Below are 20,138 nucleotides of genomic sequence, written 5' to 3' on the forward strand. Positions count from 1 at the left end.
GAGCGGATGCCGGGCATCCCCAGCAGGCCGGGCGACCGTAGGTTTACATAATCCTGATCTCCTCTGCGCGCCAACCGTAGAGGAGATCGTCATGAACCAAATCAAACTGCAGCCGGCGCCCCGTCAGTGGCTTGAGAACAGCCCGTTGGGGCCATTCTCGGAGCGCTATCTTGAGCACCTGGGCCGTGCCCGCTATGCGCCCAGCACCGCACGTGTTTATCTGTGCTGCATTGCCCATTTCGCCCACTGGATCTCGACCGAACGGCTCGCGTTAGAGTCCATAGGCGAAGCCGCGCGAGTTCGGTTTATCAGCGAGCATCTTCCCGTCTGTGACTGCCCTTATCCGGCCCGTCGCTTGCCGCACGAACTCAGGGCGGCCATCACGCATTTGCTTGCAGTGCTGCGTGCCGAAGGCGCCATTCCCGCAGCTACCGCACACACCACACATGGCGGGGAATTGGCGGCATTCCGGGCCTACATGCGCGATGTCGGCGGGTTAGCCGTCAGCACACGAGCGAGGCGCGAGCGGATTCTTCGACGCTTTCTTGAGGAACAGTTTCCGGAAGGGGAGATCTCTATCGCCGGCCTTGAGCCGGCGCGTGTGAGACGCTTCATCCTCGGCGAACTGCAGGGCTGGACGACCGCCACCATTCGCATTGTTGGGGGTGCGATCAGCTGCTATCTCCGGTTTCGGCAGATGATGGGCGACGACGTTCAGCATCTACTCGGCGCAATCCCTCGCGTTGCATGCTGGCGGCTGAGCAGCTTACCGGATGTGCTTTCCGACACGCAGATTGAGATTCTGCTCGCTTCATTCGACAAGGATTTCCCGTCGCGCCGGAGGGCCTACGCCATGGTCCGGTGCCTGACCGATCTTGGGCTCCGAACCAGTGAGGTTGTGCAACTGCAGCTCGGCGACATCGATTGGCGGCAGGGTACGATCCGCATTTCCCGGTCAAAGGGCCGGCGTTTCGACGTCCTTCCCTTGCCGCCCGAGACGGGTGACGCGATCGCTGCGTATCTGCGGCATGAACGTCCACCGAGCACGAACCGCGCAATATTCGTACGCCACGTCGCGCCCTATGACCTGCCGATCCAAAAAGACGTTGTAAGGCGCGCCGTTTTCGCCGCCTACAAACGTTGCGGCTGGTCTCAGACACGCGTTCATATCCTCCGGCACAGCGTCGCCAGCCGCATGCTGAACGCTGGTGTGCCCATGAAGCAGATCGCCGATATCCTGCGCCATCGGAGCATCGACACCTCCATGATCTACACGAAGGTCGACCTTCAGCGGCTCGCGGCGGTCGCTATGCCGTGGCCGGGGAGTGTGGCATGAGCCGGTCGCTGACCATGCAGGCGCGGATCGACGCCTATCTTGTGGAGCGACGTCGCCTTGGATTCTCGCTCGAGACCTCTGGCATAATGCTGCGGTCGTTCGCTCGCTTCGCCGATCTGTCCGGCCATCGCGGCCCGCTGACGACGACGCTCGTGGTCGCTTGGGTTCAGGGGGAGGCGCGGAACGCGACGCCAACCTCCTGGGTGCGCCGCCTCGAAGTGCTGCGGCCCTTTGCCGAGCATGAGAGACGTCTCGACCCACGGAACGAGCTTCCCGTAAGCAGCATATTCGGCAAAGCGCACCAGCGCCGGACGCCACATATCTACACCGACCAGGAGATCGTCGCTCTGCTGCAGGCGGCGCGGCGGCTGCAGCCGCAACACTCCATTCGACCGGCAACATACGAGACCATGTTGGGGCTGATCGCAGCCACGGGATTGCGGATTTCCGAGGCACTCAAGCTCCGATGCGGCGACGTCGACATTGCCGGCCGATGTCTGACCGTGCGCATGACCAAGTTCACCAAGTCAAGGCACGTACCATTTGATGCCAGCGTCGCCGCTGCGCTCTCGCGCTATGTGGCAATCCGCGCCCGCTCCGCTCCGGCCGAGTCGGATGCATCTTTCTTCGTCGGCGCCTCAGGGCAAGTGCCGTCCAAGCGTCAGGTCCATTGGACATTTCAGCAGTTGCGTCGGGACGCAAATATTGTTGCTCGTGGGGCCTATGACGAGGTTCGCATTCACGATCTGCGCCACACCTTCATCTGCCGGCGAGTGCAGCGCTGGCAGAACGAAGGCGCGGATATCGACAATGCCATCGCCGCGCTGGCCACCTATGTCGGCCATGCCAAGGTCTCCGATACCTATTGGTACCTGACCGGCATTCCCGACCTGATGGTCGCGGCCGGCGATCGCTTCGAAGCATTTGCGGCGGAGGAGCGCTGTCATGGGTGAGCAGACAACACCGTCGTTCGCCGCGCTGGTGCAGCGCTTCTTCGTCGAGCATCTGGGCCAACATCGCGCCGTCAGCCCGCGGACCATCGCGGCTTACCGCGATACGTTCCGACTGCTTCTGGCGTTTGCCGAGACGTCAATCGGCAAGCCTCCGAGCAAACTCGCGCTCACCGATCTGAACGCGCGACTGCTGCTCGATTTCCTCGACCATCTGGAGAAGGTTCGCGGCAACAGCGTACGGAGCCGGAACGCGCGGCTTGCCGCGCTGCGAACATTCCTCAAATACGCGGGACATCATGATCTTGACGCCCTCGGGATCATAGAGCAGGCGCTCGCCATTCCGATGAAGAGGGCCGATCGCCCGCTGATCGGCTTCCTGACGCGATCGGAGATCCAGGCCATCCTCGACGCTCCCGACGATGCGACATGGGCGGGGCGGCGGGATCGGGTGCTGTTCAGTCTCATGTACAACACCGGCGCACGCGTCTCCGAGATCATCGGAATCCGCTGCCGCGATATTGTTCTTGAAGGCCAGCCCGCCGTGCACCTGCATGGCAAGGGGCGCAAGGAGCGGTGCGTTCCCTTATGGCGCCCGACAGCCGCCCTTGTTCGGCGATGGCAGCGATCGCTGGGAGCAAACGCGCAGGACGGCTTCCTGCTGCCAAACCGCGCAGGCGCGAAGATGACCCGCTCCAACGTCACGCAACGGCTGGATCTCGCCGTCGCTGCAGCACGGCGCCATTTTCCCTCTCTCGCTGGCCGCTTGATCTCGCCCCATGTGATCCGGCACACGACAGCAATGCATCTGCTGCAGTCCGGTGTCGACATCACCGTCATCGCGCTTTGGTTGGGGCATGAAGACACCGCGACCACGCACATGTATGTGGAGGCCGATCTATCCATGAAAGAGCTGGCGCTCGGGAAGTTGCAGCCCCAGGAGGCCAGGCTTGGACGCTACCGACCGCCCGACAATTTGATGCGCTTCCTCGAAGCCCTCTGATTATGTCAAGGTCACCGAGGTGGAAACGGCGACTGGCCCACATCCGCCTCGGCCAACTGCGCATAATCCGGGCCTGAGCATAATTTCTGTTATGAAAAGGTATGCATAACAGAAAGTCCTGGCTGTTCTGCGGTTCCGATCGCGGCGGACAGCGCGCTGCCATTCTCTACAGCCTGATTGCGACGGCCAAGATGAACGATATCGACCCGCAGGCCTGGCTCGCCCACGTCCTCGCCCGACTGCCCGCCTATCCGGCCCATCGGATCGATGATTTGTTGCCGTGGAACTGGAGATCCGCAAAACTGCGGACCCAACCAGCGGCGGCCTGATCATGCAGCGCAATAAGGTGCATCACGTCTACACCGTCGAACGTGTCGCCAGGAACCTCGGCGTCAGCGAAGAGCTCATCCATGAACTGACCCTCGGTCTCGAGCCCGAGGACGGCATCATCTGGGTCTACGGCGCCAACGATGACGACGGGATCTTGGCCTTCACCGACGAAGGCATCGAGGAGGTCGAACTCCTCCTCGAAGAATATCATCGCGTCTCCCCATCGAAAGCTTGACCCCAGCACCGCCGTGCTCAGGGGCTCATGGCCACGGGACACGCACGTCTGCGGTCTTCACCGGATGCATACCCTTGCCGAGAGCCCGATGAAGGATCATCCCCTGACGCCGATGAGGGATTCGAACCTCATGCAGCTACTGCAACCGCAGGTGACTCTGCCTGTTGGGCTCGCCACACCTAGTCGAGGATATCCCCAATTAGCCGATCGCATTCGAATGGGAACGGAGGCCTAGCTGTGCCGGCAAACGTCAACCTGCGCATTTCGCAAAAGCCGGACAGGGGTTCCGCTAATTCCCGGACAGTGGTTTCGCTAATGTCGGGACAGTCTGGCGGCGTCGGTCCTCGGGTGCCTTGTTGCGTTCATGGATGATTGATTTCGCCGTTTTCGGTGCCGGTCAAGAGGGGCGCAGCCTTTTGCTTTCGCATGCTGTCGCCCTGAAGCACGATGCGGTGGGCGTTGTGCACGATCCGGTCGAGAATGGCGTCGGCGACGGTGGGGTCTGCGATCAGGTCATGCCATCTGGCCACCGGGACCTGGGCGGTGATCAGGGTGGATTTGCGGCGATAGCGTTCCTCGACGATTTCGAACAGATGGAAGCGCTGTTGGTCGGTGAGGGAGTGGGTTCCGAAGTCATCGAGGATGAGCAGTTGTGCGCGGGTGAGTTTGTCGATGAGGCGTGGGAAGCGGCCATCGAGACGGGCGAGCGCCAAATCCTCGAACAGGCGCGGCACGCGCACATAGAGCACGGAATGATCAAGCCGTGCTGCTTGCCGGCCGAAGGCGCAGGCCAGCCACGACTTGCCGGTTCCGGTCGGACTGGGCTCATAATGCCCGTTATCAGGATGGCGAGGCAAAGAAGATTGTCCGTTACGCCTTTCATCCGCGTTCGGGCGGGGAGATTTTTGTCACAGGCCGTCAGCGTTATTGCGGTGAGCCGGCCTATGTCGGGCGACAACCGGATGGCAGCCTGGCGCTGATTCCGATCTGGATGACGGAAGAGATCGCCCTGACGATGGCGGTTCGCGAGGCGCCCCGTTTTCCCCTTTCATGCCTGCGCGACCTGCGCAGCGAGGTGGATGCAGGTCTACGTTTTCTGCAGAGCGACTCACGCCAGCCAGGAGACGACCATGCAGCGCAGGCAATGCCGAACCGACCAGCCAGACCTGTTTTCCACGAAGGCTCCGCCATCGAGTCTTCCAGGCGAAGTCCGGGAACGCACCCTCCCGCTGATCGAGACCTTGCTGAGGGAAGCGGTGGTGAGCCAGACGGAACGGGAGGCAGATCATGAAGATCACCGCTGAACATCTCGCGCGCGGCGCCTATGTCTATGTCCGGCAGTCGACGGCCGATCAACTCGTCAACAATCCCGAGAGCCGGCGACGCCAATATGGCCTTGCCGAGCGAGCGCGATCCCTTGGCTGGAAAGAAGCCATCGTCATCGATGAAGATCTCGGTCGTTCAGGGTCTGGCATCAGCCGTCCGGGCTTTGAGAAGCTTCTGGCGGCGATCTGCGAAGGTCGGGTTGGTGCGGTCCTCGCCATTGAAGCCTCCCGGCTGGCCCGCAATGGCCGGGACTGGCATACGCTCATCGAGTTTTGCGGCCTTGTCGGAACGCTCATCATAGATGAGGACGCCATCTACGAACCGCGTCATCCCAACGACAGGTTGCTGCTCGGCATGAAGGGCACGATGAGCGAACTGGAGCTTTCGATCCTGCGGGCCCGCTCGATCGAAGCCCTGAAGCAGAAGGCACGCCGGGGCGAACTTTTCCTGACGGTGGCGATCGGTTACGTCAAGTCGGGCCGGAACCGGATCGAGAAAGACCCGGACCTGCGGATCCGCGAGGCGATCGATCTTGTATTCCGGCGTTTCGACGAACTGCAGAGCATCCGGCAGGTGCATCTGTGGCTGCGCAGCGAGGGCACTATGCTCCCTGCCGTAAATTACACGCGCGCGGCGGACAGGGCGATCGTCTGGAAGCTGCCCGTCTACAATACTGTGCACCACATTCTCACCAACCCGATCTACGCCGGCGCCTATGCGTTCGGGCGAACCTGCAGCAAAGTCACCATAGAGGCCGGACGCAAACGGATTTTGCGTGGGATCAGGCGCGATCGCGCCGACTGGGAGGTCTTGCTCATCGACCATCACGAAGGTTACCTGAGCTGGCACGATTTTGAGAGGAATCAGCGCCTGATCACGGACAATGCCACAAGCAAAGGCTTGGTGCCGCGCGGTGCTCTTCGCCGGGGCGAGTTGCTGCTCGGCGGTCTCTTGCGCTGCGGCCATTGCGGCCGCAAGCTGCATGTCTCCTATTCCGGCAGCAACGGCAATACGGGGCGCTATCATTGCCGCGGAGCGCAGCTCAACCACGGAACCGACCCGTGCATTGGCTTCGGATCGTTGCGGGTCGATCAGGCGGTCAGCGCGGAGGTTCTTCAACGCCTTCAACCGCTCGGCATCGAAGCGGCGATCAAGGCCATCGAGACCACCACCGTGCAGGCTGGAGAGAAGCGGCGCCATGTGGAGCTCGCACTCGAGCAAGCACGTTATGAAGCCGCCCATGCACGCCGCCAGTATGACGCCGTCGACCCGGACAACCGGCTTGTAGCAGGCGAACTAGAGCGACGCTGGAATGCCGCGCTCGTAGCCGTCCGCGAGCGTCAGGACGAGCTTGACGCGCTCGACCGCCACAAGCCTGAGGCTCTGGGAGAAGAGGAACGGCGGAGCCTGCTGCGCATGGGCGCCGATCTCGAACTGGCATGGCATCATGCCAACGCCACCGCCACCACGCGCAAGCGGATCATCCGCGCCGTGATCCGCGAGATTGTCGTCGCCATCGAAGACGACCACATCAAAATGCTGGTGCATTGGCAGGGCGGCGACCATACCGCGCTTTCGGTCAGGAAGAACAAGGCAGGCCATCACCGTTGGGGCGCCACGCCGGACATCGAGGAACTGATCCGTGCCCTGGCACGCCAATTGCCGGATAGAGCGATCGCATCGCTTCTCAACAGGCTCGGCAAAACCACGGGTCGTCAGAACGGATGGACGCAGTCCCGTGTCTGCTCTTTCCGCAACCAGCACGACATCGCCGTCTACAAAAAGGACGAACGGTCGGAGCGCGGCGAGTATACATTGCAGGAAACGGCTGCAAAGCTCGGGCTGCGGCCAATGACCGTGCTGCGCATGATCCGCGCCGGCGATCTGAAGGCCGAGCAGTATTGCAAGGGTACGCCCTGGATCATCCGTCATGAAGATATCGAGCAACTCGATATCCAGCACCATTCCGGCAGGAGCGGACACAGTCCATTATCACAATCACAGGATCAGCAGATCCAGCTTTTTCAATAACATAGCGAGGTGTGCATTATGTCGTGGGATCGGTCTGGCCGGTGACGATCAGGTTCTCATGCGCTTTCAGCCATTCGCCCTGGGCGAGCGCCATGGTGCTGCGCCGGTCGAGCCCGCGTGGCGCGGCAAAGTCGATGTCCTCGATGCAGGCTTCGGGAAAGCGCAGCCTGGCTGAGGCGAGCCGGTTCCGGACGCGCTTGTCGGCCCGTATAGCGACCTCGCGGTCGAGCATCAGGCCGAGCCACTCGTCACGGCTCAGCTCGTTGGCGTTGTTCCGTTCGGCCAGTTCGCGCCAGGCGGCAGCCATGCCGGCCAGACCGAGGGCTTGCATCTGGTCGAGGGTGGGGTTCGTCAGCATTCTTTCTTCCTTTCCTTCACTGGTAATAGGTGGAGCCGCGGATGTTGGCGTGCTGGGGTGTCGGCTTTGCCGGTTCTGCAGAGCTGGCTCGGTCGAGACCGGCTTTGAGGATGGCGGTGACGGAGGAGTAGGCGATCGCGTTGATCAGCAGCGCCCGCTCGCAGGCGGCATCGAGACGCTCCGGCCCATAGCGCGGCGCCAGCGACAGGATGCCCATGGCCGAGCGGTATCCCTGTTCCGGATGCGGTCGGTCGCGCATCATGCGCTCGACCAGGATGGCGGCGTTGGAGCCAATCCTGGCCGCCCGGCTGATCAGGCTGGCCGGCGTGGTGTTAGCGTAGCGCTGGTGCGCCTTGGGCATGTGTTCGTTGACGGTGACATGGCCGGAACGCTGCGAGCGACGCACATGGCTGGCGACACGCTGGTGATCGTGGAAGATCTCGACCACTCGATGCGTGAGCCGCACCTCGACGGTGCGCCCGATCAGCCGGTGCGGCACCGAGTAGAAGGTCTTGTCGACCTCGACATGGTAATCAGGATGGACCTTCGCCGACTTCCACTCGGCGTATTCGAACGGTGCCGCCGGCAGCGGCTTCAAGGCAGCCCGCTCGATCTCCTCGAACAGTTCGCGGCGGCTTTGGCCGATATGGCGCATCGGCCGGTTGTTCAACTCCTCGAGCAGTTCGGCGATCGCCGCGTTGAGCTCGGCGATCGAGAAGAAGGATCGATTCCTCAGCCGCGCCAGAATCCAGCGCTCGACAATCAGCACCGCGCCTTCGACCTTTGCCTTGGATAAAGCCGTCAACTGCAGCCCGTGTGGGGACGACCGGCCTCACGGTCCGCATTACTCACCCATTCCACCCGCTTAAAGGCCAGACCTTCGACATGATCAGCCGCAGCCCGCATTGGGGCGACGACCGGGTGATCTACCGAGCGGCGGACGGGACCTTGCCCACGATTGCCGCCGCAATGACGGACATGGAGCAGCCTGACGCATTCCGGCGCGTCGCGGCCGGGCGCGCGGCGTTCCGGACGGTCGACCTATTGGATTTGCTCACGCTGCTGGATCGGATCGCTGCGCCGGTGGAGGCGGAGGATGCGTAAGGTTAAATACGCCGCTGGTGTAAGGCAAATTACGCCTCAGCGCCTGCTCGGATACCGGAGATACGCCCAGTATTGCGGGAATTGCCTTGAGCGTCGTGGAGTTGTCTTGTTTGACGTCTCATCGTGTAAGGCGTATTTATATTTACGAATCAGTTTGGATGATGGTCATGGCGAAGCCAAAGCCAAGACGACGCGACCCAAAGGCCGAGGCCTTGGCCCGCGACGGCGCGCTCAACCCCCACCCCGAGGCCGTGCGCGACACGCTGTTTGCCGCCAATCCCTTCTTCGATGCCAGGGACCTTGTGCAGGTCCGCTACGAGATGGTGCGCCGCCATCAGGCCGATCGCGTGCCGATCAGCGACGTCGCCAGCGCCTTCGGGGTCTCGCGGCCGACCTTCTACAAAGCTCAGAGCGCCTTGGCCGACCAGGGCCTCGCCGGGCTGGTGCCCCGGCAGCGGGGTCCAAAGGGCGGACACAAGATCTCTGCCGAGGTCCTCGCTTACATCGACCAAATCAGGACGACGCGGCCCGACCTCACCGTGCCGCAATGTGTAGACGCTATCGCCACACGCTTTGGCGTCAGGGTGCACCGGCGAAGTCTGGAGCGGGCCATGGCGCCCAAAAAAAAACGACTCGATCTGCCTTAACCGTCCGCGCGACCAGCCTCGTCGGCACATACGAACAACTGCGCGCCGCGGTGCTCAGCGCCCGGCTGATCACCGGATCAGGACTCGTAACCCTGCACCGTCAAGGCATGGTCGCCTGGATCAAGGCCGCAACGACAACTCCCAACTTTACGCCGCCTTGCCCGGTACATCGCCCCCCGTCGGCAGGCGCGATCGCCACCAGCGAGCTCACCCTCATCCTTGCCAGCCTTGTTGTCACGCTAACCGCGGAGCCAGCACATGCCTGACCTCAAAGTCACCGCCGATCACCTGCGGCGCGACGCCTACCTCTACATCCGTCAGTCGACGCTTCGACAGGTCGCCGAGAACGGCGAGAGCACGCAGCGACAATATGGGCTGCGTGATCGCGCCATTGCCGCCGGCTGGCCGACCGAACGCATCCACGTGATAGACCGCGACCTGGGCAAATCGGGATCCAGCGCCGTTGCCCGCGACGGCTTCCAGGAACTGGTCAGCGAAGTCGCGCTCGCCAAGGCCGGCGTCGTCATGGGGCTGGAGGTCTCGCGCCTGGCCCGCAACTCCGCCGACTGGCACCGGCTGCTTGAGCTGTGCGCCCTGACCAGCACCCTCATCCTCGATGAGGATGGCATCTACGACCCGGAAAGCTTCAACGACAGACTTCTTTTGGGTTTGAAAGGAACGATGTCGGAAGCCGAATTGCACTTCCTCAAGGCGCGCATGCGCGGCGGCCAACTCAACAAGGCAAGCCGCGGCGATCTGAAGATAGGCCCGCCCGTGGGCTTGGTCTACTTGCCCGATGGCACCCTCGCACTCGACCCGGACGCCGAGGTGCAGGCCGCGCTCCGCATGGTGTTCACCACCTTCGAGCGCCTGGGCAGCGCAACCAGAACCGTCAAGTTCTTCCTCGACGAAGGCATCCTGTTCCCGCGGCGACTGCGCAAGGGACTGCACAAAGGCGAACTCATGTGGGCGCCGCCACGGCACGCCCGCATCCTCCAGGTCCTGCATAATCCGAGATATGCCGGCGCCTTCGTCTACGGTCGAACGCGTGGACGGCCCCGGCCGGGCGGCGGCGTCTCGCAGATCAAGGTGGATATGGCTGACTGGCGGTTCGTCATGCCCGACCTGCATCCGGGCTATATCGACTGGGAGCGCTTCAAGGCCAACCAGGAGCGTCTCGCCACCAATGCGCAAGCCTACGGAATGCAGCGCCGCGCCGGGCCGGTCCGCGAAGGATCCGCCTTGCTCCAGGGCAGAGTTCTCTGCGGCCTTTGCGGCGGGCGCATGGGCGTCCATTACAGCCAGGAGCACGGTCAGCCTGTCCCGACCTATATCTGCCAGGAAACCGCCACCCGCCGTGGCGGCAAGGTCTGCCAGTCCGTGCCCGGCAAAGTCGTCGACCCGGCGGTGGGTGCATTGCTTGTCGAGCTGATGACGCCGATGACCCTTGAGGTCACCCTGGCGGTGCAGCGCGAGCTTGAGGCACGCGCCGCCGAGATGGACACGTTGCGCCGACAGCATATCGAGCGGACGCGTCATGACGCCGAGCTCGCCCGGCGCCGCTACATGAAGGTCGATCCCGACAATCGCCTCGTTGCCGACACTCTCGAGGCCGAGTGGAACGAGAAGCTGCGGCTCCACACCGACGTTGTCGAGGACTATGAACGACGCGCGCCCGAGGAAGCCGCCGCCCTCGACGCCGAGACGCAGCAACGCGTCCGCGATCTTGCCGAGCAGTTCCCGCGGATCTGGAGCGATGCCCGCATCGATGTCCGCGAGCGCAAGCGTATCCTGCGGCTGCTGGTCGCCGATGTCACCTTAATCAAGGCCGAGACGATTACCGCAAACGTGCGGCTCTCCGGCGGGGCGACCCGAACCTTGACGCTGGACCGGCCGCTGCCGATCTTCCAGATCCGTAAATCCAAGCCCGACTTGATCGCCGAGGTCGACCGCTTGCTCGACCGTTATTGCGATCGCGAGGTCGCCGACATCTTCAATGAACGCGGTCTGCGGACCTGGGACGGCAAGCCGTTCAATCTCAAGAAAATCGCTTTCATCCGCAGAACTTATAACCTGCCCGGTCGTCGCCAGCGCCTGCGCGATTGTGGTATGCTCACCACCCAGGAAGTGGCCGAACGCTTCGAGATCGCCGAGACCACCGTGCATCAATGGGGACGTCAAGGGCTCATCACCAAAGTCTACAGCGACAATCTCAGCCGGGGTCTGTGGGATATTCCTTCCCACCTCGAGATCATCAAAGGTCGCCCAGGCTGTAACGCTAATCCCGCCCGCCCTGCCTCCATTACCGTGCCATCAGCCGAACAGGACGCACTATGAAACCTTCGCCTTGTCGCGCGGCTTGCGGCTGCGGGTCGGCAGGACGGTGGTGTCGTAGTGCTCGGCCATGGCGGCAAAGGTCGCGTTCAGCGTCGGCTCGAACCACAGCGCCTTGACGACACCGGCCTTCAGGTTGTCGCACACGATCGCTCTGGTGACGCCGCCGAAGAAGGCGAGCGCTCGTACCTGGCCCTCGATCCAGTCCGGCAGCTTTTGACTGGAGCTGGCAAAGGCGAAGGTCAGATTGGATGCGCCCAGCACCGCGACAAAAATCTGCGCCGGGTAAATGACGCCGGTCGCCGGATCGATCACCGGCACCGTCTGCCCGGCATAGTCCGTCTGCATCACCGCGCCCGCCGCATGCCGATTGCGGAATGTCGCGCTCGTCCGGCGCTCGAAAGCGGCGAAGTGCTCGCAGAACCAGGTGTAGCCGTAGCCGTCGGGATGGGCGGCGCGATACTCCTGCCACAACAGCGTCAGCGTCACCCCCTTGCGCTTCAGCTCCCTGGCGATCAGCGCAAAGTCCGGTTCGCTCAGGTCTTGCGGCGGACGACCGGCACGGCCAAACAGCAGCCGCTCAAGTGTCGCGTCGTCGTGGCCCGGCGGCAGAGGCCAGCATGACAGCCCGGCCTCCCGCGCCCGTAGCAAATAGGTCGATACTGTCGTCTTGCTGATCTTCAGCCGTTCCGACACTTCACGCACCGAAAGACCCTGCTCATGGGTCAGGCGCAAGATCGCTTGGATGTCCCTCACACTCGTTCGTCTCGCTTGCTTCCGTCTCGGCATGGCCCCTCTCAACATCATCGTGAGAGGCCAAACTGCCAGAACGGCGCAGCCAAGAACCGACCGCTAAATCCGCTCCCGAAAACTGTCCGGGATTTAGCGGAATCGCTGTCCGCGAATTACTGAAATCACTGTCCGGGATTTAGCGAAAAGGGTGTCCGGGAATTACCGAAACACGCAGTCAACCCGTTCATACGCGGGGAGAAGTTAATCGGCGGCTTGTGGTTGGCGGTGACGGAATTATACGAGACAATACGGAAAGATTTCTGATTCAGGCCCACGAAAAACCCAATGAAATCAACATTCTGAATACGCCCTCCGGGCCCACCATAACCATTGATTTTATTGATGAAACTTGACCTCGGCCCAAAACGTTTTGGGCCCATTATGGGCCCGAAGAAGATACGACACCTTCCAGCTTGACTCGCTCATTTGACGACCCGCAGGGTTGCTCTGCGCTTCATAGCGTCGCGTTTTGCCTCGCGTTCGTTAATCGCACGAGCGATATCGACAGCCATCCGTTTCTTGTTGGCCTCACGGACATAGTCGTCCGTCACGGTCATCGAGGAATGCCCCATTGCCTCCATAATGGCGCGCGCCTGAACGTTGCACTCAGCAAGGTACGTGCCGAAGGTGCGGCGCAAGCCATGGAGAGTATAGCCATTGGGAATTCCGGCCTGCCGGGTCCAGTGCTGCATCATGCCGGTCAAGCTCTTTTCAGAGAACGGCCTTCCATAAGCGTTCTTCAAGACGGTGCCGCCTTTCAAGCGGTCGAGCGATTCTAACGCCGCTGCTAGCTTGTCCACAACAGGAATGAATATCTCCTTCCCGCCGTGGCGATTGCGATTCTTCTTCTGGCGAAAATCGAAGGCCTCGATCAACTCTAGCGAGCCATCGAACAGTTCGATCTCCTCCGTGACAAGATCGTCCCAATCGAGAGCGGCGATATCGCCACGCCGGTTGCCGAGCCAAAAGCCGAGCGCGTAGCAGGTGCGCGCGGCTGTGCCGACAGGGTGTCGCTCTTCGAACTTCTCACGGATTGCGATGGGCCAGGCCGGGTTCTTCGTCGATTTCGGTACTCGCACGCGGATGGATAGCGAGGGATCTTCCTGCGGCTTGATCCATTTCTCAACCTCGATCGCCACCCACAGAGCTTCTTGATCGCAACTAGGATGTGTTTTGCCACGGTCCGGTTGGTCGCGAAGATGCCCTCGACGATGGTGCGCAGACGATCAGCGTCAAGATGTTCCACTGGTGTATCGCGCCAAGTCAATGGATAACTAGATTCGACTTGCATCTGAAGGAAGCGCTCAATAAGCCGAGCATTCTTCTGCCGAGTGGCTTCGTCAAAGTCGAGCCATTCCATCGTTGTTTCAAGCCGGCGCGCGGCATGGCCAAAGGTTTTTGGCAGTGCCCGACCGGGCAAATCGATGATAACTGCTTTCTTGCCCTGACCCCTCGTGGTCTTCTCGTAAGCCACCTCGAACTCGAGATCGCCGGGCTTGCCGGGAAGTCGGATTTCGGGCATGCCCTTTGCGCGGTAGCGATAGACTCGCTTGCCGTTCTTGAGGCGCGACGAGACCCCAGGGTAACGGGCATCCTTGAATGGCCTAGCCATCAAACGCTCCTTTCAGGCTTCTGCCGCCGGTGCTCGACGCGCGGGGAGTCCTCCAGAATCGCCTGTAACGAAAGGGTTTTGCTTTCGATGGCAACGCGCAGGAGTACCGGGTAAGGGAACCCTCTGCCTTGCTCTATGCCTTCAAAGGTGCGTTTCGGTATTCCCAGCACCTTGGCCGCAGCTTCGGCAGTGAACCCTCCCTTGGCCCGCCAAGCTTTCACTTCTTTCGCAAGTTTCTCATTCTCGTTCACGTCATGCCTTCCGCACGGGCGATGATCATACTACGTCTACAGCGTATACGCAACGAGCGTAGTTGTCATCCTTTGTCTCCGTCCCGTTTGCTTCGTTCCAACAGCTTTTTGAGGCTGCGATCTTTGTCCGGCAACGAGGTGAAAGCGATATCGAGGGCTACACGGTCCCAGATTGAGCGACTGTTGATGTGTTTAGGTTTTGGCATGCGCCCATCAGCAACCATCTCGTCGAAAAGCGTCGATCCGACACCGACATACCGGGCAGCTTCGTCACGAGAGAGTCCTCGCGGCGGATACGAGATCGCGTCACTCTTCAAAGACGCTGCCTCGAAGATCTCGGTGCGCAAACGCCGCAGCGGCGCGAAGCCAAAATAGCCGATCGCTTCGGCGGCTTGATCGCAAAGAAACAGGGCTATATCCCCATGAGTGCAACAAGATCCGCATATCCACATTGTCCGAACAGGGCGAGATCGTCCTGCCCTAATCGGATGTTGCGTTGTGCGGAAGCTGCCCCACTAGTTCGTTCGGCAAAGGCGAGCAGCGACGTGTAAATCGGACAGATGACACGCCACAGAATATTCAGATGGAAATGTCGGGGTTTGAGTCGCTAGCCCGCTACATCGCAAGACCTACTATTGAGGAGGCGTTCTTTTGCTATCGTCGGCAAGCGGCCTAGCAACAAATCGAGATCGAGCACCACGAACTCGAAATTGCGAGTCGGGACGATGATGAAATTCTGGTCAGAACCGACAAAAGAGAACGAAGCAGCCGCGACCCCCGACATGACCTTTGAATTCACGCGCGAGCAATACACGGGCGGGCTGCCAGAGGTCGCCGCGACGATCAGGGGCGACCAAGGTCGAGGACTGGAGGGTGATGAATCTTCACGGCCGCATGGAGACCCACCTTGCGCTCATCGGCGCCTACAAAAGCCGTGCCGCGTTTCGATACGATCGCGGCGTATTTGAAGGGATGGCAACCGCCTGCGCTCATGCTGGGGGGCCGTCACGACCCCTATATCGATATCCCCAAACGCTGTCCTGGATGCAGGACCTGCCGCGCATGGAAGCGCATATTTTCGACGGCGGACATTTCCTGCTTGAGAACCACGCCGAACCAGCACTCTCCTCCCTCATGATCGGGTTCATCAAGCGAACACAAGAGATGCACCCCAATCGGTGCCTCCATTCATCGTGTGCGTGGGAATTCTGCACTGACGATTAAGCCGGGACTATTGTCGTCCAGGAAAATTGTCGCGCCATGGATGTCGGATATGGCCTTGACCAGGCTGAGGCCGAGCCCTGTCCCTTCGGTCGTCCTGCTCTTTTCCACGCGATAGAAGCGCTTGAACACTTTCTGCCGCTCCTCCGCCGGGATGCCAGGTCCGTTGTCGCTGACGACGATGGAGCAGCGCTTCGCCTTGGTCGTGACACCGATCGCAATCCGGGCCCCTCGTTGTGTGTGGCGCATTGCATTGACGACAAGGTTCACGCACATCTGCTTCAGCAGATCGGCATCGCCCCATATGAACGAGGCCGTGTTTCGGCTGTCACTGGACAGAACCAGAGAACGCTCGGCGTCTTCCACGATGTGACTATAGATATCGTGGATTTCAGTGACTAATTCTGAAAGGTTCACCTTTGCAAATCGCGTCCGGCGCGCGCCGGACTCGATCTGCGAGATGCGCAGCAAACCATCGAATGTGCCGGCTATATGCGAGACTTCGCCCATCGCCTTTTCGATGAGCGATCTCGTGACGGTTTGGTCCTTGCTTTCGGAAGCGGCCTCAAGCGTCAGAAACAGCCGCCCGATCGGCGTCTTGAGGTCATGCGCGATGTCGGTCGTTACCTGCGTCATCGCCGCGACGCTAGCCTGCAGCTGTGCCAGCGCGACATTGACCTCAGCTGCCAGCATGTCGATGTCATCGCCGCGCAAGGAGATCGGCAGGCGGGTGGCGAGCTCGCCGGCGCCGACGGCCTTCATGGCACCCGAGAGTCCAGCGATGCGCCGTCGTGTGCGGAACGCCAACACCGCACCCGCGCCGAGGCCTCCGGCAAGTACGATCGCCGTTCCCCAGCCGAAGCTGACAAGCGCGATGCCGCGCAAGCGATTGGTGTCGTCATAGCTTACGCCGACAGTCAGGTCGTAGCCATCCAGGTTCTTCCGGTAGAGCCGGTAGTTGGTTAGCGCCGTGTTGTGGCTTGTCGGTGCGCGCGTGGAAAATCCCGGCGGCGAGGCCGAAATATCAATGTTGCCAGCCAGGAAGTCGCCGTTGGGATCCTTCAGTGTGTAAAGCGTCTCCTGTCCCCTGATTGCCGGACCATGGCTTCGGATCATGGCGGCAGCGCCATCGACACCGTTCGCCTCATAGGCGAAAGCAATCTCCCTGAACCGCTCCATCACATTTGAATCCAGCCGCTCGTAAAGATAGGCGGCGACCATGTTGTAAGCGACGAAATTGGCTCCCAGGAACGAAAGCAGAAACAGGGAGATGTAGAACGCGGCAAGTCGGATCGACGTACTTCTGGCGATACTAGCGTTGGCCATGAATGGTGTAGCCGGTATTGCGTGTATTATGCAGGAGCGGAACATCGAATGGTTTGTCGATCTTCGCCCGTAGTCGGCTGATATGGGTTTCCACCACGGTGCTTTGTGGGTCGAAGTTGAAGTTCCAGATCCGCTCCAGGAGCATGGTTTTCGTCAGTATGCGGCCCTCGTTACGCATCAGGAGTTCAAGCAGCGCGAATTCCCGAGGGAGCAATTCAATCGTCGTTCCGCCACGGGTGGCGAGGCGGCTGAAGAGATCCAGTTCCAGATCAGCCACCTTCAGCTTTGCCTTTTCGGCGGCGATCGGAGGGCGCCTTCGCAGAGCATTGACGCGAGCCAGGAGTTCGGAGAAGGCAAAGGGCTTGATCAGGTAATCGTCCGCACCGGCCTCCAGTCCCTCGACTCGATCGTTGACGCCGCCCACCGCCGTCAGGAAGATCACCGGCACCTTTCCGCCGGCGCCTCGAAGACCCCGCACGAGCGACAAGCCATCTAGGCCTGGCAGCATCCGATCCACAATTGCGACATCATAAGGTTCACGCAGTCCGACAAGCAGAGCATCGCGCCCGTCTGTCATGACATCGACCACATGGCCGGAAGAGTTCAGTCCATTTTCGATGTAGCGGCTGATTTGTTCGTCGTCTTCGACCAGGAGAATTTTCATAATGGCAGTCTCTCATCTGGCTTGGCGCGCCAAGCGTTGATGACCTTTTATCCAGCTTGCTTCTGCCGGCGATGGCGCGGACGAAGCGATGTCTCAGGGAGACTTTGCTCGGCGGGTTTTTCGGCTCGGCGCCATCAGTGGGTGACGCGGGCTTTCCACCAGCCGGATCCTGGGTTTTGATGCCTCAACATCCATGGACTGGATCGACAACACGGTTTGCAAGCAAAAGCACCTTGCAACTTTCGCGGTAATTGACCACTCGTATCGTCATTTTTGGCGTATCCTTTCATTGTGCCGCAAGTCCAACATAAGGCTCACCTTTTTCCATCTCCGGGCAATGACTAGGTGATTCCGATGATGACTACGGATTCTCTCACAACTGTGTTCAATATGGGCCCGTAGCTTGGCGGATCGGCCGGCGATCACAGCATCGTGACGCGTCGCTTGTTTAAGCGGCGACCATCCCGGAGGTGCGCGGAGAGTACTCGCTGGGATGAGCTGTACACTGGAGCAAGGTTTGACCAGGTTCAGCTGAAGGGGCAACCAGCCGGCGGTGCTGCCGGCTGGTTTGCCCTGCATTGGCTCCGTGGGAGGATGCGGAGCAGCGGTGTTGGTCCTGCTACCGGCCCGCCCAGCTGGCGCGCTGGCGGGGGCTCCCGCCCAGCCGCGATGAGGGGTTCACAGCTTCGACTCGGTTATAGGGGGAATCGGTATTTTTCTCGATATCGCGATTGTCGGACACTCGGGAAGATATGTCGGGGTTGGATGCCGATTTCGTCGTTTCGCCCGTCGATCCATGGCCGTGCAAGACCTCGCCGATGCGAGGGCTTGTCGAGCTCGTGCCGCTGTTGGCGATACCGGTCATTGCCGCGAAGACAATCAATGCATATCCGATGGTGTGTTTCATGGTTCGGTCCTTTTGTCGAAAGTGAGCGTTCGAACGCTCAGCAACAACAGGCTACCGGGTCGAATTCACGGGCACTTGCCCTCAGATTTACATTTTTGTGATTCTCATTCGTGCCGACGATTGAAGCCGAAATCGGAAAGATCAGCTTTTGAAATGCCACATGTTGAACGGCGTCGCAGTTTCTCTTGCGCCGATGCATGGCCTTCCAATGCGGCTTCAAAGGCAAAAGAGCGCGCGTGCAAACAGATGTCATGAAAGAGATTCGGACTGTCGCGTCTGCTTGAAGCGCTGAGAGATTGCCGCACAGGGGGGCGTCGGTCGTCCGCTATTCCATTCCTGGGTCAGAAGTTCTGCAGCGAGGTTGACGACCGCGCGCAAGTGGCCGCGAGTCATACACAAGCCTTACAAAAATGTATGAAAAATGTTGTGGCGCAAAGGCGGCTTCGAGCAATACCGTTCTTGCAACGGCCTTCGTTCGCCCGTGCTCGAACCTCGGCTTGAATCAAGATCCTGGGATCGTCGGAGGTGTCGATCGACATCCCTATCGGTGCCATGGGCATAGGAGTTCGAAGCCAAATACGACGGCGACTGCGATTCACTGCCGTAGGGTTGCATCACATAGTGAACGCAGTGGCCATGGCGTGCCCATGGTCATCGGCGCCGACACCTCGAAGGTCACACCGACAAGATCCGCTGAGTCCACCCAATATATCGCCCGGCAACGCATGGCGGTCACGGCAAACAGGGATGAGAACCCGAAACCCCTCAACCTCAACAATGAGAGAAAGTGCAGCATGAAACGTATAATCGCAGCGGCCGTCTTGATGGCGGTCAGTTCCGGAGCAGCTGTTGCCGGCGGAACCCACGCCGGAGGCCATGGCGACAAAGCCGCCGCAATGCCGATCGGCAACCCTGGCGAGGCCGGCAAGGCAAAGCGGACCGTCAACATCTCGATGTCGGAAAAGGACGACGGGACGATGTTGTTCCAACCGGCCGTGCTCAAGGTGAAGAAGGGTGAGACCGTTCGCCTGAAGTTCGCCAACAAGGGCCAGACCGACCACGAATTCGTCATGGACGTCCATGACGGGATCATGGAGCACAAGGCGCTGATGGAGAAGTTCCCCGAAATGGAGCATGCCGATCCCAACTCGATCCGGCTGGCTCCCGGCGCCAGAGGCGAGATCATTTGGACCTTCGCCAATGCCGGCGAATTCGGTTTCGCCTGTCTGATACCGGGTCACTACGATTCCGGAATGAAGGGCGACATCAGCGTCGCCAACTGACTGACAAAACCGCAAAGGAAGCAATCATGACGCTCTTGATAAAGGCACTCTCGACACTTGCGCTCATGCTCGCCATCGGCGGCAGCGCGCTTGCGCAGGAATACGTGAAGGGCGAAGTCGTCAAGGTCGACGCCAAACAGCAGAAGCTGACGATCAAGCATGAGCCGCTGACCAATCTCGACATGCCCGCGATGACGATGGTGTTCGTCGTCGCGGAGGACGGTATGATCGAGAAGGTCAAGGCGGGTCAGGCGATCGAGTTCACAGCCGACCGCGTCAACGGACGCATCACGGTCACCGACATCAAGTGACCCGGGACCAGCGCCGCGGGTTGAAAAATCAACCCGCGGCGGCCGCTGGCCCGATCGGGGAATGCATGAGTACGGAAGTCGGTATGAACGGTCCGCGCTCCTCTCGGCCTAGAGGAA

At 60.7% G+C, this 20,138-nt stretch carries 17 protein-coding genes and 5 pseudogenes; 12 read left to right on the plus strand and 10 right to left on the minus strand.

Annotated elements, in window-relative coordinates; translation table 11 throughout:
- Positions 1-91 precede the first annotated feature (91 nt).
- The 6 genes and pseudogenes from AC0NID_RS14535 to AC0NID_RS14560 all read left to right on the plus strand — a co-directional run.
- The gene (locus AC0NID_RS14535) at positions 92-1,336 is read left to right on the plus strand and encodes a site-specific integrase (protein ID WP_473459477.1); all 1,245 of its coding nucleotides are present in this window, start codon (positions 92-94) and stop codon (positions 1,334-1,336) included.
- A complete protein-coding gene (locus tag AC0NID_RS14540) occupies positions 1,333-2,289 on the plus strand; it encodes a tyrosine-type recombinase/integrase (RefSeq protein ID WP_065011732.1) in 957 nt (318 codons plus the stop codon). The genes AC0NID_RS14535 and AC0NID_RS14540 overlap by 4 nt, the downstream gene beginning before the upstream one ends.
- A 28-nt stretch (positions 2,290-2,317) precedes the next feature.
- Positions 2,318-3,289 (plus strand): tyrosine-type recombinase/integrase, encoded by a 972-nt coding sequence (locus AC0NID_RS14545; RefSeq protein ID WP_474033392.1) that lies wholly within the window; start codon positions 2,318-2,320, stop codon positions 3,287-3,289.
- A gap of 110 nt (positions 3,290-3,399) precedes the next feature.
- Positions 3,400-3,618 (plus strand): annotated as a pseudogene (locus AC0NID_RS14550) (transposase domain-containing protein); the annotation flags it as partial.
- Between the two features lie 2 nt (positions 3,619-3,620).
- Entirely contained in the window at positions 3,621-3,854 is a 234-nt protein-coding gene (locus AC0NID_RS14555) for a hypothetical protein (protein WP_473459548.1), read from the plus strand.
- 73 nt (positions 3,855-3,927) lie between these two features.
- Positions 3,928-4,029: pseudogene (locus tag AC0NID_RS14560) on the plus strand (four-carbon acid sugar kinase family protein); the annotation flags it as partial.
- 187 nt (positions 4,030-4,216) lie between these two features.
- Here AC0NID_RS14560 and AC0NID_RS14565 read toward each other — a convergent pair.
- Positions 4,217-4,669 (minus strand): annotated as a pseudogene (locus AC0NID_RS14565) (ATP-binding protein); the annotation flags it as partial.
- Between the two features lie 472 nt (positions 4,670-5,141).
- On the opposite strand from AC0NID_RS14565, the gene AC0NID_RS14570 reads away from it, so the two are divergent.
- Positions 5,142-7,211 (plus strand): recombinase family protein, encoded by a 2,070-nt coding sequence (locus tag AC0NID_RS14570; RefSeq protein ID WP_474033445.1) that lies wholly within the window; start codon positions 5,142-5,144, stop codon positions 7,209-7,211.
- Between the two features lie 16 nt (positions 7,212-7,227).
- Here AC0NID_RS14570 and AC0NID_RS14575 read toward each other — a convergent pair whose 3' ends face one another.
- The gene (locus tag AC0NID_RS14575) at positions 7,228-7,569 is read right to left on the minus strand and encodes an ATP-binding protein (RefSeq protein ID WP_473459574.1); all 342 of its coding nucleotides are present in this window, start codon (positions 7,567-7,569) and stop codon (positions 7,228-7,230) included.
- Between the two features lie 16 nt (positions 7,570-7,585).
- Positions 7,586-8,359: pseudogene (locus tag AC0NID_RS14580) on the minus strand (Mu transposase domain-containing protein); the annotation flags it as partial.
- Between the two features lie 95 nt (positions 8,360-8,454).
- Here AC0NID_RS14580 and AC0NID_RS14585 point away from each other — a divergent pair.
- The 3 genes from AC0NID_RS14585 to AC0NID_RS14595 all read left to right on the plus strand — a co-directional run bounded on the left by AC0NID_RS14585 (position 8,455) and on the right by AC0NID_RS14595 (position 11,657).
- Positions 8,455-8,673, plus strand: coding sequence for a DUF5372 family protein (locus AC0NID_RS14585; protein WP_044551253.1), 219 nt, complete (start codon positions 8,455-8,457; stop codon positions 8,671-8,673).
- A 167-nt stretch (positions 8,674-8,840) separates the two neighbouring features.
- Entirely contained in the window at positions 8,841-9,320 is a 480-nt protein-coding gene (locus AC0NID_RS14590; protein WP_010913721.1) for a helix-turn-helix domain-containing protein, read from the plus strand.
- A gap of 258 nt (positions 9,321-9,578) precedes the next feature.
- Entirely contained in the window at positions 9,579-11,657 is a 2,079-nt protein-coding gene (locus AC0NID_RS14595; RefSeq protein WP_010913722.1) for a recombinase family protein, read from the plus strand.
- Here the strand turns inward: AC0NID_RS14595 and istA are convergent.
- From istA to AC0NID_RS14630, 7 genes and pseudogenes are all read right to left on the minus strand, one after another.
- Positions 11,658-12,443 (minus strand): annotated as a pseudogene (gene istA, locus AC0NID_RS14600) (IS21 family transposase); the annotation flags it as partial.
- A gap of 425 nt (positions 12,444-12,868) precedes the next feature.
- Complete coding sequence (locus AC0NID_RS14605; protein WP_473456347.1) at positions 12,869-13,585, minus strand: site-specific integrase; 717 nt, start codon at positions 13,583-13,585, stop codon at positions 12,869-12,871.
- Between the two features lie 472 nt (positions 13,586-14,057).
- A complete protein-coding gene (locus AC0NID_RS14610; RefSeq protein WP_473456346.1) occupies positions 14,058-14,309 on the minus strand; it encodes a helix-turn-helix domain-containing protein in 252 nt (83 codons plus the stop codon).
- A gap of 65 nt (positions 14,310-14,374) precedes the next feature.
- Positions 14,375-14,626 carry a hypothetical protein gene (locus AC0NID_RS14615; RefSeq protein ID WP_473456354.1) on the minus strand — a complete coding sequence of 84 codons (252 nt, stop codon included), beginning with the start codon at positions 14,624-14,626 and terminating at the stop codon, positions 14,375-14,377.
- A gap of 871 nt (positions 14,627-15,497) precedes the next feature.
- Complete coding sequence (locus tag AC0NID_RS14620) at positions 15,498-16,856, minus strand: sensor histidine kinase (RefSeq protein WP_473456345.1); 1,359 nt, start codon at positions 16,854-16,856, stop codon at positions 15,498-15,500.
- On the minus strand, positions 16,843-17,520 hold the full coding sequence (locus AC0NID_RS14625) for a response regulator (protein ID WP_473456344.1): 678 nt from the start codon (positions 17,518-17,520) through the stop codon (positions 16,843-16,845). Before AC0NID_RS14625 ends, AC0NID_RS14620 begins: the two co-directional genes overlap by 14 nt.
- Before the next feature lie 619 nt (positions 17,521-18,139).
- Complete coding sequence (locus AC0NID_RS14630) at positions 18,140-18,427, minus strand: hypothetical protein (RefSeq protein ID WP_473456343.1); 288 nt, start codon at positions 18,425-18,427, stop codon at positions 18,140-18,142.
- A 794-nt stretch (positions 18,428-19,221) separates the two neighbouring features.
- On the opposite strand from AC0NID_RS14630, the gene AC0NID_RS14635 reads away from it, so the two are divergent.
- On the plus strand, positions 19,222-19,710 hold the full coding sequence (locus tag AC0NID_RS14635; protein ID WP_473456342.1) for a cupredoxin domain-containing protein: 489 nt from the start codon (positions 19,222-19,224) through the stop codon (positions 19,708-19,710).
- 26 nt (positions 19,711-19,736) lie between these two features.
- Positions 19,737-20,021: a copper-binding protein gene (locus tag AC0NID_RS14640; RefSeq protein ID WP_473522386.1), complete on the plus strand. Its 285-nt coding sequence runs from the start codon at positions 19,737-19,739 to the stop codon at positions 20,019-20,021.
- Positions 20,022-20,138: the final 117 nt, after the last annotated feature.

Source organism: Mesorhizobium sp. WSM4821 (genome assembly GCF_055901555.1).

Excerpts from the sequence above, each read along its gene's own strand:
- AC0NID_RS14555 (WP_473459548.1), top strand. The coding sequence starts at position 3,621 with ATGCAGCGCAATAAGGTGCATCACGTCTACACCGTCGAACGTGTCGCC.
- AC0NID_RS14540 (WP_065011732.1), top strand. The coding sequence starts at position 1,333 with ATGAGCCGGTCGCTGACCATGCAGGCGCGGATCGACGCCTATCTTGTG.
- AC0NID_RS14625 (WP_473456344.1), bottom strand. The coding sequence starts at position 17,520 with ATGAAAATTCTCCTGGTCGAAGACGACGAACAAATCAGCCGCTACATC.
- AC0NID_RS14630 (WP_473456343.1), bottom strand. The coding sequence starts at position 18,427 with ATGAAACACACCATCGGATATGCATTGATTGTCTTCGCGGCAATGACC.
- AC0NID_RS14535 (WP_473459477.1), top strand. The coding sequence starts at position 92 with ATGAACCAAATCAAACTGCAGCCGGCGCCCCGTCAGTGGCTTGAGAAC.
- AC0NID_RS14590 (WP_010913721.1), top strand. The coding sequence starts at position 8,841 with ATGGCGAAGCCAAAGCCAAGACGACGCGACCCAAAGGCCGAGGCCTTG.
- AC0NID_RS14570 (WP_474033445.1), top strand. The coding sequence starts at position 5,142 with ATGAAGATCACCGCTGAACATCTCGCGCGCGGCGCCTATGTCTATGTC.
- AC0NID_RS14620 (WP_473456345.1), bottom strand. The coding sequence starts at position 16,856 with ATGGCCAACGCTAGTATCGCCAGAAGTACGTCGATCCGACTTGCCGCG.
- AC0NID_RS14575 (WP_473459574.1), bottom strand. The coding sequence starts at position 7,569 with ATGCTGACGAACCCCACCCTCGACCAGATGCAAGCCCTCGGTCTGGCC.
- AC0NID_RS14640 (WP_473522386.1), top strand. The coding sequence starts at position 19,737 with ATGACGCTCTTGATAAAGGCACTCTCGACACTTGCGCTCATGCTCGCC.
- AC0NID_RS14635 (WP_473456342.1), top strand. The coding sequence starts at position 19,222 with ATGAAACGTATAATCGCAGCGGCCGTCTTGATGGCGGTCAGTTCCGGA.
- AC0NID_RS14595 (WP_010913722.1), top strand. The coding sequence starts at position 9,579 with ATGCCTGACCTCAAAGTCACCGCCGATCACCTGCGGCGCGACGCCTAC.
- AC0NID_RS14585 (WP_044551253.1), top strand. The coding sequence starts at position 8,455 with ATGATCAGCCGCAGCCCGCATTGGGGCGACGACCGGGTGATCTACCGA.